Consider the following 13,552-nt stretch of genomic DNA (forward strand, 5'->3'; position numbering starts at 1 on the left):
CGACCGCAATTCCGCGGGCGCCGCCCGGGCCGACGTCAGAGGTGATCGTGCGCAAGATTGACATCGCCATGGGCCTGGTCGCCCTTTTCTGCACCCTAACGTTGAATTCAGGTCGGGCGCAAACGCTGTCGAACGCCGAGATCCGCCTCGAAGTCGCGAGCCTGAAGCAGGAACTCGCGGCGCTCCCCGCGTCGCCCGCGCCGCGGCGCGTCGTCAACGGGATCCGCGATCAGGTCGGGTCGATCGTCACGGCGTCGTTCGGCAGCTACATGACCTTCCTGCGCCGCTCCTTCAATCCAAGGCGCAACGTCTTCGACGACCAGAACAATATCTTCGACTTCGCCCGTGGGACGCTGGGCTACCGGCCGCGCGGCAACGCCCTCCTGGGCGCCCTCTTCCGCCCGGATTTCGCAGCCGGACTGAGCCGGAGCGAAGCGGCACAGACGCGCCGGTTCGTGCGCCGCCGCCTCCTCGAGGTCGGAGCGAACGAGCACCGCATCCACTTCGTGCTGGGCAAAATCTACAACTTGCGCAACCCGAACGACGGTCCGCTGCCGGGGCCACCCCAAAGTCCCAACTGAGCAGCCGCGCCGCGCCGTGCCCCGGCGGCGACGTCGGGACAGACGGACGGGCACGCCGTGCCCGCGCGGCCGAGCAGCGATCCCCCTCCCAAGCGATTGCAGGTGGTGCAAGTCGTGCAGAACTCGATCGTCCTGCCGCGGACCGAAGCGGCGCCGAAGTCCCGAAGCGACTCGGCCTTCCTGCGAGCCAAGCGAGGCCTCGACGTCGCGGTCGCCACGGCCGCCCTCGTGCCGCTCGCGGCGCTCCTCGTCACGATCTGGGCCATCAACCTGCGCCTCAATCCGGGCCCGCTGTTCTTCACGCAGCGGCGGATGGGACAGGACGGGCGCCCGTTCACGATCTACAAGTTCCGCACGATGCTGCCGGCCGCGCAGATCGAGCGGGGCTTCGACGATCCCGTCGAGGTCGACCGGATCACGCCCTTCGGCGCGCTGATGCGCCGGACGCGGGTCGACGAGCTGCCCCAGGTGCTCAACATCCTCCTCGGCCAGATGAGCCTGATCGGGCCGCGGCCCGACAGCTACAGCCACGCCGTCCGGTTCGCCGACCTCGTCCCCGGCTACCGCGAGCGCCACCGTGTTCGCCCCGGCCTGACGGGCCTCGCGCAGGTCAGCGTGGGCTACGCCGAGGGGCTCGACGCGACCGCGCGCAAGGTCGCCGCGGATCTCACCTACATCCGGGACATGTCCCCCCTCCTCGACCTCAGGATCGCGCTCATCACCGTCTGGGTCGTCCTCTCGGGCCACGGCGCGCGATGACCGCCCGCGGCGACCCGTCCCGGCCCCTTGGATCCGCCGCTCCGGCGCCCGGCTCCCATGACGTCCCCGCGCGGTCATCGGCGCGCGCAGCCTGCCCCGCCGGGCGACGCGCCCGATGAACCTTCACGGCCAGCCGCACGCCTACGGCACCACCGGCGAGTACGGCACCGAGGCGGCGCGCACCGGCGTCAGCCTGCGGTGGCTCGCCGCCACCGCCTGGCGCGGGCGCTGGATCATGCTGGCCGCGACGGTGGTGGGCGCGGTCCTCGGTCTCATCGTCGTCTCACAGATGACGCCGACCTATACCGCCACGGCGCGGATGCTCTTCACCGGCAACGACCGCAACGTCGCCGGCATCCGCGAGGTCGTCCTGTCGGACACCGTCGGCAAGCAGCTCAACAACGAGATCGAGATCCTCACCTCGACGCGCCTCCTGGGCGAGGTGGTCGACCGGCTCGACGTGGTCGCCTACCTCGACGCCCGGGGCAGGTCGGCGTCCTCCTTCCGCCTCGCCGACCTCCTCGACTGGCGGACCTACGTCTCGGCCGACACCCTGTCCGGCATCGGCATCCTCGGTCCGCCGCCTCCCTCCGCGCTGGCGGAGCCGAAGGAGGCGGAGCGGCGCAAGAGGCTGCGCGCCGTCGAAACCCTTCGCGCCGGACTGAAGCTCGCCCCGGTTCCCGACTCGCGGGTGATCCAGATCTCATTCACCAGCGACGACGCCTCGGTCGCCGCGCACATCGTCAACGCGATCACCCGCGCCTACATCGAGGGGCAGCTCACCGCCGAGGTGGAGGCGACCCGGCAGGCGTCGGAGTGGCTGGGCGACCGGATCCACGACCTCAGGGTGCGCGTCGAGAATGCGGAGCTGAAGGTCGAGGCGGCACGGGCCAAGCTCGCCGCCGAGGCCGGGCAGACCGCCGAGATCACGACCCAGCAGCTCCGCGCCACGAACGCCGCGCTGGCTGCCGTCCGCGCCGAGCGCGCGCAGGTCCACGTGCGCTACCGCGCCGTCTCCACCGCCTTCGCCAACGCCGACACCGACCTCGGCTCGGTCGGCATCTTCCGCGACGCTCCGGTCATCCAGTCGCTGCGGGCCAAGGAGAGCGACCTCCTCGACCGCGACGCCGCGCTCGAGGCGTTCGCGCGCGACAATCCCAACCGCGTGCGCATCAGGGCCGAGCTCGACCGGGTCCGCGCGTCGATCAGGGACGAGGCGCAGCGCATCGTGGCCGCCCTCGCCAGCGACCTCGAGGTGGTACGCGAGCGCGAGGCCGCGCTGCAGGAGCAGGTCGCCGACCTCGAGACGATCGGCCAGGCCCAGCGCCGCGGCGAGGTCGAGCTGCGCCAGTTCGAGCGCGAAGCGCAGGCGAGCCGCGTCCTCTACGAGAACTTCCTCGCCCGCCTCGAGGAGACGCAGCAGCAGGAAACCCTGATCTCCCCCGACGCCCGGGTCCTCTCCCCCGCCGAGACGCCGACCGCGCCGCGCGGCGCAGGCAAGAAACGCGTCATGATCCTCGCGACCCTGCTCGGCGCAGCCGCGGGGATCGGCATCGTCTTCCTGCTCGACAGGCTCAACGACACCTTCCGCAGCATCCGGCAGGTGGAGGACGCGACCGGGCTGCCGGTACTGGCGGCGCTCCCCAGCATCGGCAACGGGATGCAGCGCACGGAGGTCATCCAGCAGCTCTACGACCGGCCGAACGGGCGCCTGGCGGAGGCCGTGCGCAACCTTCGCACCTCGCTCCTGTTCGGCTCCGCGAACGCCGCGCCGAAGGTGATCGTCTTCACCTCGTCGGTCCCCGGCGAGGGCAAGTCGACGAGCTCGCTGCTGCTGGCGCTGACCAGCCAGCAGATGGGCCGGTCCGCGATCATCGTCGACTGCGACATGCGCCTCCAGGCCCTCTCGGCGCTGGTGAAGCACGACGAGAACCGGCCGGGCCTGCTCGCGGTGCTCCAGGGCACGGCAACGGTCGACGAGGCGGTCGACGTCGACCCGCACACCGGCCTGATGATCCTCGCGGTGCGGCCCGGGGAGACCGACCGGACGCTCAGCGCCGCCGACATCGTCGCCTCGCGCTATTTCGCCGACCTCGTGAACCACCTCGCCAAGGTGTTCGACCTCGTCGTGCTGGACACGCCCCCGGTGCTCGCCGTCGCGGACGCCCGCATCGCCGCGAGCCTCGCCGACGCGATCGTCTACGCCGTCCGCTGGGACGACACCCCCGGCGAGGCGGTCATGGAGGGGCTTCGCGAGCTGCGCTCGGTGTACGCCCCCATCGCCGGCATCGCCCTGACGATGGTCGACGGCGAAGAGGTCGCGACGTCCGCCTACGAGGGATACGGGCCCTACCACACCCCCGCAGGAGATTATTTTTCCTGACGGCCCTTCCCGGTCGCGCCCCCGATGCCGGCAGCCGTCCGGCGCCGAAACCGCTGCTCCCCGGCGCGGCCCCGGCGCGCCGGGGCGCCCGCCGCGCGGCGTGCACCGGCGCCACAGACGGGGCCGACATGTTCCGGCGCGACCCCTCCAGTGCGGGCATGGTGGACCAACCTGTGATATTGGACACTTAGGGCCGGAACGTTTCGAACCACCTGTTTCACTCAATCCTCTGTGGGAGCGAGTTGAGCCGCACATGTCACCTGCACGCATACTGGTCGCAGTCTCAGTCCTGGTCGCCGCCACCTCCGCCATCGCCAACGTGGCGCCGGGACAGCTCGACCGTGAGCTCGGCGTCCCCGAGCCCGCGGAAAAGAGCATCGAGACCGCCACCCACGAGGTGCGCGAGCGCTGCTCCGTCGAGGTCATCCGCGTCTGGCGCGACTATCCGAAGACGTTCTCCACCCGGCGGGTGCGGATCTGCTGGCCCGGCCTCTGACACGCCCCGGAGCCTCCCGCCGGCCGGACTGACGCCGCCCGGCCCGACCGCGCGCCGAACAAATCGTCTTCCGTCGCCGGGGGAGCTATCCGGAACGCCCCCCGCTCCCTACATCGAAGGCGATGCAGGCCTTCGCCCACCTCCTCGACCGTCTCAGCTACGAGCCGCGCCGCAACGGCAAGATCGCGCTCATGGAGGCGTATTTCCGCGCCACGCCCGATCCGGAGCGGGGCTACGCCCTCGCCGCGCTCACCGACGACCTCAGCTTCCAGAACGCCAAGCCCGGGCTGATCCGCGCGCTGATCGCCGAGCGGACCGACCCGGTCCTCTTCGCCCTCTCGCGCGACTACGTGGGCGACCTCTCCGAGACGGTCGCGCTGATGTGGCCGCGCAAGCCTCCCGCCGAGTCGACGGGGCTGATCGGCCACAACAACCCGCCCGGCAGCCCCCTCCTCTCCGACGTGGTCGAGGCGCTGCAGACCGGGGGCAAGGCCGCGCTCCCGGGTCAGATCGCCCACTGGCTCGACCATCTCGACGAGAAGGGCCGCTGGGCGCTGCTCAAGCTCATCACCGGGGCGCTGCGGGTGGGCGTCAGCGCGCGGCTCGCCAAGACAGCAGTCGCCCGGCTCGGCGAGGTGGAGGTCAACGCGGTCGAGGAAGTGTGGCACGGCCTGAGCCTGCCCTACCTGCCGTTGTTCGACTGGCTGGAGGGGCGGGCGCCGGCGCCCTCCAACGTCGACCCCGCGCCCTTCCGCCCGCCGATGCTCGCCAACCCCACCGACCTCGATGAGCTGGAGCGCACGCAGGATCCGGCCGCGTTCCGGGCGGAATGGAAGTGGGACGGCATCCGCATCCAGGTCGCCGCGGGCCTCGAGCCGAACGGCCGGCGCGTCGCGCGGCTCTATTCGCGCTCGGGCGAGGACATCTCCGGCACCTTCCCCGACGTCATCGACGCGGTCGACTTCGAGGGCGCGCTCGACGGGGAGCTGCTGATCGCGCGGGACGGGGCGATCCAGTCCTTCAACGTGCTGCAGCAGCGGCTCAACCGGAAGACCGTCAGCGCCCGGATGCTGCGCGAGTTCCCGCCGCTGGTGAGGTGCTACGATATCCTGTCGGACGGCGCCGAGGACCTGCGGCCGCTCCCGTTCGCCGAGCGAAGGGAGCGGCTGGAGCGCTTCGTGTCGCGGCTCGGGCCGATGTTCGACCTGTCGCCGCAGGTGCCGTTCGCGACCTGGCGGGACGTTGCCGACGCGCGGTCCGACCCCGCCTCGGCCGGGGCCGGCGAGGCGGCAGCGGCCGTCGAGGGCGTCATGCTGAAGCGCGCCGACAGCGCCTACGTGCCCGGACGCCCCAAGGGACCGTGGTTCAAGTGGAAGCGGGATCCGCACATCGTCGACGCCGTGCTGATGTACGCCCAGCGCGGCTCCGGCAAGCGCTCGTCCTTCTACTCGGACTACACGTTCGGCGTCTGGACCACCGGCGAGGACGGGGACGTTCTGGTGCCCGTCGGCAAGGCCTACTTCGGCTTCACGGACGACGAGCTGAAGGAGATCGACAAGTACGTCCGCAACAACACGGTGAACCGCTTCGGGCCGGTGCGGGAGGTGGCGCACGAGCCGGACCGCGGCCTCGTCCTGGAGGTCGCGTTCGAGGGGCTCAACCGGTCGACGCGGCACAAGTCGGGCGTCGCGATGCGCTTCCCGCGGATCTCGCGCCTCAGGTGGGACAAGCCGCCGGCGGAGGCGGACCGCATCGATGTCCTGCACCGTCTCCTCGACGTCGCGGACACCGAGGCCTGACCGGGCGCAGCGGCAACCGGAAGGCCAGGGCCCGGGAGCGCCGGAGAATCGCGGTCCGCGCGCGGCCGAGCGTAGGAGGCGCTACGCCTCGTAGGCGTCGAGTGCGTCGAGCTCTTCCTGGATGACGCTCAGGATCGAGCGCAGCACCTTGGCCTGGTAGACGAGCTCGGTGCGGCGCTCGGCGATCTCCTCGGGCGTGCTGCTGCTCTCCAGCGGCCGCTCCTTGAGGTCGAACGGGATCGGGTTGTGCAGAAAATCCTGGACGTTCTGGAGCTGGTCGAGCTTCTCCTGCAGCATGTCCTGCAGGACCTGCTCGGTCGTGTCGTCCGGCTCGTCCTCCGGAACGATGGCCGGGCGGGCGGTCCGTTCGCGACGGGCGGGGCGTCCACCGGCGACGGGACGGCCCGACATGCCGCCCGACGCGCCGAAGCGGCGTTCCGTGTCCACTCCGTTGCCCCCGTGCGTCTCGTCTTCCGTCACGCTGCCAACCTCACCGTTCTGTCCCATACCGATCCTTGACTGACCCGCTCCGGACGACTCCGCTCCACATAGGAGCATTTTCCGCGCAGCATCAACTGAATCACGCCCCGCCCCAAGAATCCACTTGCCCGCAGGAGGGATCCTTGGGGCTCAACCTATAACGCCTGCACGTTCCGAGGGTGGACGAAATTGTTGTGCCCCCGAGTAACTTGCTTGCACACGCATGTTCACAACTCGGAGATCGCCTCTCTTCTCTAGCTCGCGAACCCTTCACTTGCGCTTTACCGATATTGCAAGGAACTTTGTCGCACGCTATCAGGGCTTCCGTCGAGCGGGGCGGGTCAGCGGGCGGCGCAATGCCAGTTTCTCTGTGCGCCGATGCAAGACGTGCACGCATCTACAAGATCGGGCCCGAATAGTTTTTTTGTGAATACCGATGAGTGTGCACGACATTTGCAACACCTCGGTGTCGGGTTGGACGACGGCTGAAACGAGGTGGACGAATGCCGAAACGAGCGCTCATGATCGGGCTGGACGGAGCGACGTTTACGCTGCTCGACCACTTCATCGCGAAGGGCGAGATGCCGTTCCTGGCCTCCATGATGGACAACGGCGTTCGGGCGATCCTCAAGTCGACGCGCAACCCGCTGACGCCGCCGGCATGGACCTCGATGGTCACCGGCCGCAGCCCGGAAGCGCACGGCATCTACGACTTCATGCGGCCCGACTTCACCGAGGACGGCGGCGTCTTCCTGAAGATCAACGACAACCGCGACAACCACTGCGAGTCGATCTGGTCGATCGCCAACCGCGCCGGCCTGCGCGCCACCAGTCTCAACTTCTTCGGCCACGCCCCGGCTCCCGAGGTCGACGGATACCTCATCTCCGGGTTCGTTCCCTGGCGCCACCTGCGCCACGGCATGTACCCGAAGTCGCTGCTCGACGACGTCAAGCAGATGGAGATGTTCGACTACAAGATGCTCGGCATGGACATCGGCGAGGAGAAGAAGTGCATCCAGGGCCTCAACCAGGGTGAGCAGGAGCCCTGGATCGACCTGCAGAACGACCGCGACAAGGCCTGGGCCGACCTCACCTGCCACATGATGAAGACCGACCGGACCGAACTGACGGCCGTGGTGCTCGACGGTCCGGACAAGATGCAGCACATCTTCTGGCGCTACCTCGACCCGGCCTACCTCGACCCCGACGCCAGCGAGTACGACCAGCAGCTCGCCGACCGCTGTCTCGACTTCTATCGCCGCCTCGACGTGAACCTGAAGAACATGGTCGAGGCCGCGGGGCCGGAGACGGACATCGTCATCACCTCCGACCACGGCTTCGGGCCGACCACCGAGGTCGTCTACCTCAACGAGTGGCTGGCCCGGAACGGCTACCTGTTCTGGCGCGACTCGGCCGAGGCGGACTCGAACAACCAGCTCACCACCGAGAAGTTCAAGGACCACCTCTCCATGGTGGACTGGAAGAAGACGGTGGCCTTCGCGCCGACGCCCTCCTCCAACGCGATCTTCGTCAAGCGGGACAACGGCTCCGGCTACGGCATCAAGGACGACGAGTACCTCGACTTCATCCTGAAGCTGAAGGCCGAGCTGCTGGCGGCGGTCGACCCGGCCGATGGCAAGCCGATCTTCCTCGGCGCCGAGACCAACAAGCTGCGCGGCACCACCTTCGTGGAGCCCTGCCCGGACATCACGGTGCGCCTGCGCGACGGCGGCTTCGTGTCCATCCTGAAGTCGAAGGAGGTCGTGTCGCAGCGCCTCAAGGCCGAGGGCACGCACCGCCCGGACGGCATCTTCGTGGCCTATGGGCCGAGCTTCAGGAAGGGTGAGCGTCTCGACGACCTCAACCTCCTCGACGTGGCCCCGCTGCTGCTCACGCTGCTCGACGTGCCGGTCCCGCGCGACATGGAAGGCAAGGTGCCGACCGCGGCCTTCGCCGAGGCGACCGAGGTGAAGACCGGCGCGGCGACCGTCGCGGCCATCGAGCGCAAGGACGACCGCGAGGGTCCGAGCGAGGAAGAGCGCGAGGCGCTCATGAACCAGCTCAAGATCCTGGGCTACATGGATTGATCTGGCGAGGCTCTTGCTTCGTCCGATCGCGGGTCGCAGGCTCCGTCTGATCGTGGGTCGCGGGCTCCGCCTGAACTGGGATCGCAGGCCTCGCCCGTCCGGGTTCGCCTCCGGGCGATGCCGGGCGGTCCCATCGGTCGGGCCGGCTGGAGTGCAGCAAATCTATGCCTGAGCTGGTCGCCACTGACGACGTCAAGCTGAACTACATGCAGGTCGGCACCGGGGACGACCTGGTGCTCCTGCACGGGCTCGGGGCGAACCTGTCGTTCTGGTACTTCGGCGCCGCGCGCGCCCTCGCCGAGAACCGCAACGTCCTGATGTTCGACATGCGCGGCCACGGCCGCAGCTCGATGCCGGACCACGGCTACGACCTCAGGACGCTCGCGGGCGACCTCGCCGCGCTGCTCGACCACCACGGGATCGAGCGGGCGGACATCGCCGGGCACAGCTTCGGCGGGATCGTCGCGCTCGCGTTCGCGATCCTCCATCCACACCGGGTGAAGAACCTCATCATCGCCGACAGCCACGTGCGCGGGGTGCAGTCGGCGACGCGGCTGAGGGACTGGCCGCACTGGCCGACCTGGCGGGCGGTGCTGGAGGCGAACGGGCTCGAGGACCCGCCGAGCGACGACTCCATCATCGACTACAAGCTGCTCGCCTCGCTGAGCCAGTACACCGGCGCGCCGGGCGGCGGCTCCGCCGGCGGCGCGCGGGCGGCCATGGCGCGGCCGCGCAAGCGCATCGCCCGGGCGCGGGAGATGGGCGAAAAGGGCCTCAACCGCTGGCAGACGCTCCTCGCCAACACCAGCGCCGGCAAGGACTTCGAGGACGAGACGCTGATCGACCCGGACAAGATCGGCGAGCTCTCGGTGCCGACGCTGCTGATGTTCGGCAAGCTGTCCCACTGTCTTCCCAGCGCCGACGGGCTCCTCACCCTGATGCCGGACGCGCGCCTCGTCGTGGTCCCCGGCGCGGGGCACTTCTTCCCGCTCGTGAAGCCCGCCTTCTTCGCGCGGGTGGTGGAGCTGTTCCTGGCGCGGCAGACGGCGGAGACGCCGGTGCGTCCGCGCGGCCGCAGGCGCCTGCGCGAGGCGAGGCGCCTGCGCGCCCTGACGGAGCTGCGTCCGTGACGAGCCTTCCCGAAGATCACGTCAGCGTCGTCATCGGCGGCACCAGCGGCATCGGCCGCGCCATCGCGATGGCGTTCGCCGGGCGCGGCGGAACGGTCGCCGTCGTCGGCCGCAACGAGGGGCGGCTCGACGCCACAGTCGCGGCCCTCCGCGAAGCGGGCGCGGCCCGTGCCGAGAGCTTTCGCGCCGACGCCAGCCGGCCGGAGGACATGGACGCCCTCGGCGCATGGTGCCGCGAGCGCCTCGGCCACGTCGACCTCCTGGCGGTCTCCATCGTCGCCACCACCGGCGGCGACGGCCTCCCCCCGCAGGTGAAGGACCTGACGCTCGCCGACTGGCAGAACACCATCGACGTGAACCTGCACGGCATCTTCCTGTCGAACCGCGCCATCATCCCGATGATGGTGGAGCGCGGCAGCGGGCAGGTGATCAACATCGGCTCCGCCCTGTCGCCGGCGGGGATGAAGGGGCAGCCGCACTCCTCGGCCTACTCGGCCTCGAAGTTCGCCGTCGCCGCCTTCTCCCAGCAGGTCGCGCGCGAGGTGGAGGAGGACGGCGTGCGCGTGACGGCGATCCTGCCGGGCGCGGTGAAGACGCCGCTCATCGCCGGCAGCGCCATCGACGCGGCGTTCGGCGGATCGATGACGCCCGAGAGCGTGGCGACGGCCGTGCTGGAGCTCACCGGCTTCCTCCACGACGCCAAGGTACTGGACCCCTACTTCATGCCGATGCGGGTACGCGGCGGCGGGCGAGCGGGACGTTAAGGATTGCTATGACCGAGTTGTTGAAGGGCCGCACGATCATCATCACCGGGGCGACCGGCGGGATCGGAAGCGCCTGCGCCCGCAGGTTCGTCGCGGAGGGGGCCGAGCTGATGCTCGTCGACCGCGACCCGGCCAGGCTGGCCGCGCTCGCCGGGGAACTCGGCAACGACCCGCTGACGATGGCCGCCGACGTGACCTCCGAGAACGACATGAACGCGATGGCCGCGGCCACCGTGGAGCGGTTCGGCAAGATCGACGCGCTGATCGCCTCCGCCGGGATCCTGCGCACCAGCGGGCAGCCGACGCAGATGGTCGACACCACCTTCGAGGAGTTCCGGACCATCGTCGACGTGAACCTCACCGGCACGTTCCTGTCCAACAAGGCCGTCCTGCCGGCGATGCTGGAGCGCGGCGAGGGCGACATCATCAACGTGTCCTCGGTCTCGGGCGTGAAGGGGCGCGCGTTCGACGCGGCCTATTCGGCCTCCAAGTTCGGCGTTGTCGGCCTTTCGGAGTCGCTCGCCGAGGAGGTCGGCCGTCGCGGCGTGCGCGTGCAGACGCTCCTGCCCGACGCGGTCGAGACGCCGATCTGGGACCAGCTCGGCGGCGCGGCGCTCCGCCCCAAGACGATGCTGCCGCCCGAGCGCATCGCCGACTGCGCGCTGTGGCTGATCGCCTTGCCGCGCGACATGTTCATCGTGAACCCGGTCATCGCGCCGGTGCAGCAGCGCCGCAAGAAGGGCAAGGCCGCCGCGCCCGCCGCCGCCACCGAGGAGGCCAAGGCGTAGGCCCATGACTTCCGGCCCCACCCCGCCGCACAGCGGCGCCGCCCCCACCATCGCCGGGACCGCGCCCAACGGCGCCCACGGCGGCATCGTCGACCTGCCCTCGCCGATCCCCAACCGGGGCCTCGGCGCGCCTGACTTCATGCGCGTCGGCGTCGGCGGGCTCGGCGACGGACACAACAACTACGCCCACTCGATGGCCTGGTTCAAAGGCCGGATCTTCCTCGGCACCACGCGCTCCAACCTGTGCATGCTGCGCCTGCAGTCGTCCTACTCGGACCTGCCGCTGGAGGTGTGGCCGGTCGAGTGCCCGGAGAACATGGACGAGCTCTACAAGCTCGACCGCCGCGCGCAGATCTGGGCCTACGACCCGGCGACGGACGAGTGGGAGATGGTCTTCCGCGCGCCGCTGGTGGAGGGCGCGGAAGGGCAGCTCGTCCCGCGCGAGATCGGCTACCGCTCCATGGCCGTCTTCCAGGCGGCGAGCGACCCGGAACCGGCGCTCTATATCGCCGCCTGGGCGCCGGGGCGCGCGCCGGGCGGGCACATCATGCGCACCACCGACGGCGTCAACTTCGAGCGGGTGACGAGGTACGGCATCCTCGACACGCCGGCCTCCGTCACGCGCTGCCTGACGACGCTGGGCGACAAGATCTACTTCGCCCCCACCGCGCGGCGCGGCACCGACGGCGGCCAGCAGAACACGGCGGGCCTCCCCATCGTGTTCGAATCGGTCGACCCGTCCACCGACGTGTGGACCGAGGTCTCCGAGCCCGGGTTCGGCGACGAAGGCAACATGGGGATCTTCACCCTCGTCGCGGAGGGAAACCAGCTCTATGCCGGCACCTTCAACCTGGAGGGCCTGCAGGTGTGGGCGGCCGAGTGCACCGGCACGCCGCCCTACAGGTGGCGCAAGATCATCGACAAGGGCGCCGGGCGCGGTCCGCTCAACCAGGCGGTCGCGTCGATGGCGGCCTTCAACGGCTCCGTCTACGTCGGCACCGGCATCCAGGGCGGCGGGACGGACCGGGTGAACAACGTCGGGCCGGCCGCCGCCGAGGTGATCCGCATCAACCCGGACGACAGCTGGGACATCATCTCCGGCGACGCGCGCGTGATCGACGAGCGGCGCATCGACCCGCTGAGCGGCCTGCGCGCGGGTTTCGGCAACTTCTTCAACGGCTACGTCTGGACGATGGCCGTGCACGACGGCTGGCTCTACGCCGGCACCTACGACTGGAGCGTGACGATGCGCTGGGCCAAGCTCGACCAGAGCCCGCCCCGCGCCAGGAGCCTTTTCGAGAAGCTCGGCACCGAGACGGTCATCGAGAACGAGGGCGGCGCGGACCTCTGGCGCACGCGCGACGGCGAGAACTGGCTCCCGGTGACGCGCCGGGGCTTCGGCAACGCGTACAACTTCGGCATCCGCAACCTCGTGTCGACGCCGCGCGGCATGTTCGTCGGCACCGCCAACGTCTTCGGCCCCCGGGTCGCGGTGCGCGACGGCGACGGGTGGGTCTACGAAGATAATCCGCTCGGCGGTCTCGAGGTCTGGATGGGACAGGACGCGGCGCAGTGATGCGCCGCGCTCACAGGCAACAGTTCAACCACCGACACATTGTCGTGTGAATGCAAACCAAGCTTGCGATGCGGCAGAGCGCGCGATATCCGGTTTTATGGCTCGTGATTGCCTCATTTATTACGTTAATGGGGTTCGCTAGACCTCGGCGAACACGGACCATTTCGACGGCGGCGATGGGTGCTGCGGTGCGTCAACGGGCTGAGATCGGCCTTTCTGGACCTGGAGGATTGTAGCGGATGGGTGCGACCCGATCGGAAGTCGAGACCAAGGTCATCGACGTTGTCCAACAGACCATCGCAGATTGGGATCTGGACCTGCCGGGCGGTATTTCGAAGGACACCCAGCTCATCGAGGACCTGGGATTCGAGTCCATCGACATCGTGCAGTTCGCGATCGGCATCGAACAGGCGTTCGCGCGCAAGGGCATGCCGTTCGAAAAGCTGTTCATGGACGACGGCGAGTATGTCGACGACGTCAAGGTCAGTCAGGTGACCGACTTCGTCTGCGCGGAGCTTCGCGTCTAGGGACCGGCACCGTGGGGTCGGCCGAAGCGGTCGTCCCCAACCTTGGCGTCGCCATGGCCTGGACTGTGCAAGCGACTCGTCGTGTAGTTGTGTCGAGCCGGCCCGGCTGTGTCCGTGGACTGGCCGAATCGGGGCTTTGTCGTGGGCCGAGGCTATCGTGATGGATCATCGATGACCTTCGA

The 13,552-nt window shown here is 69.5% G+C and carries 12 protein-coding genes; 11 read left to right on the top strand and 1 reads right to left on the bottom strand.

The genetic code is table 11. From position 1 onward, the window contains the following. The first annotated feature begins 47 nt into the window (after positions 1 to 47). From DLJ53_RS00620 to DLJ53_RS00640, 5 genes are all read left to right on the top strand, one after another. The gene (locus DLJ53_RS00620) at positions 48 to 581 is read left to right on the top strand and encodes a hypothetical protein (RefSeq protein ID WP_146619849.1); all 534 of its coding nucleotides are present in this window, start codon (positions 48 to 50) and stop codon (positions 579 to 581) included. Positions 582 to 683: 102 nt separating this feature from the next. After that, positions 684 to 1,340 (top strand): sugar transferase, encoded by a 657-nt coding sequence (locus tag DLJ53_RS00625; protein WP_211100527.1) that lies wholly within the window; start codon positions 684 to 686, stop codon positions 1,338 to 1,340. Between the two features lie 115 nt (positions 1,341 to 1,455). Then, positions 1,456 to 3,723, top strand: coding sequence for a GumC family protein (locus tag DLJ53_RS00630; RefSeq protein WP_111341427.1), 2,268 nt, complete (start codon positions 1,456 to 1,458; stop codon positions 3,721 to 3,723). Between the two features lie 253 nt (positions 3,724 to 3,976). After that, positions 3,977 to 4,219: a hypothetical protein gene (locus tag DLJ53_RS00635; RefSeq protein ID WP_111341430.1), complete on the top strand. Its 243-nt coding sequence runs from the start codon at positions 3,977 to 3,979 to the stop codon at positions 4,217 to 4,219. Positions 4,220 to 4,341: 122 nt separating this feature from the next. Then, complete coding sequence (locus DLJ53_RS00640; RefSeq protein ID WP_111341432.1) at positions 4,342 to 6,018, top strand: cisplatin damage response ATP-dependent DNA ligase; 1,677 nt, start codon at positions 4,342 to 4,344, stop codon at positions 6,016 to 6,018. Between the two features lie 81 nt (positions 6,019 to 6,099). Here DLJ53_RS00640 and DLJ53_RS00645 read toward each other — a convergent pair whose 3' ends face one another. Continuing rightward, a complete protein-coding gene (locus tag DLJ53_RS00645; protein WP_111341435.1) occupies positions 6,100 to 6,525 on the bottom strand; it encodes a hypothetical protein in 426 nt (141 codons plus the stop codon). A 476-nt stretch (positions 6,526 to 7,001) separates the two neighbouring features. On the opposite strand from DLJ53_RS00645, the gene DLJ53_RS00650 reads away from it, so the two are divergent. The 6 genes from DLJ53_RS00650 (at position 7,002) to DLJ53_RS00675 (ending at position 13,370) form a co-directional block, all read left to right on the top strand. After that, positions 7,002 to 8,585: an alkaline phosphatase family protein gene (locus tag DLJ53_RS00650; RefSeq protein WP_111341438.1), complete on the top strand. Its 1,584-nt coding sequence runs from the start codon at positions 7,002 to 7,004 to the stop codon at positions 8,583 to 8,585. Between the two features lie 164 nt (positions 8,586 to 8,749). Then, entirely contained in the window at positions 8,750 to 9,715 is a 966-nt protein-coding gene (locus DLJ53_RS00655) for an alpha/beta fold hydrolase (protein WP_111341440.1), read from the top strand. Next, positions 9,712 to 10,479 carry an SDR family NAD(P)-dependent oxidoreductase gene (locus DLJ53_RS00660; protein ID WP_111341443.1) on the top strand — a complete coding sequence of 256 codons (768 nt, stop codon included), beginning with the start codon at positions 9,712 to 9,714 and terminating at the stop codon, positions 10,477 to 10,479. The genes DLJ53_RS00655 and DLJ53_RS00660 overlap by 4 nt, the downstream gene beginning before the upstream one ends. An 8-nt stretch (positions 10,480 to 10,487) precedes the next feature. Further along, the gene (locus tag DLJ53_RS00665) at positions 10,488 to 11,267 is read left to right on the top strand and encodes an SDR family oxidoreductase (protein ID WP_111341446.1); all 780 of its coding nucleotides are present in this window, start codon (positions 10,488 to 10,490) and stop codon (positions 11,265 to 11,267) included. Between the two features lie 4 nt (positions 11,268 to 11,271). Beyond that, a complete protein-coding gene (locus DLJ53_RS00670; protein WP_202912936.1) occupies positions 11,272 to 12,843 on the top strand; it encodes a hypothetical protein in 1,572 nt (523 codons plus the stop codon). Positions 12,844 to 13,082: 239 nt separating this feature from the next. After that, the gene (locus tag DLJ53_RS00675) at positions 13,083 to 13,370 is read left to right on the top strand and encodes an acyl carrier protein (protein ID WP_111341449.1); all 288 of its coding nucleotides are present in this window, start codon (positions 13,083 to 13,085) and stop codon (positions 13,368 to 13,370) included. The last annotated feature ends 182 nt before the right edge of the window (positions 13,371 to 13,552 follow it).

Origin of the sequence: Acuticoccus sediminis (assembly GCF_003258595.1) — a bacterium.
GTDB lineage: Bacteria > Pseudomonadota > Alphaproteobacteria > Rhizobiales > Amorphaceae > Acuticoccus > Acuticoccus sediminis.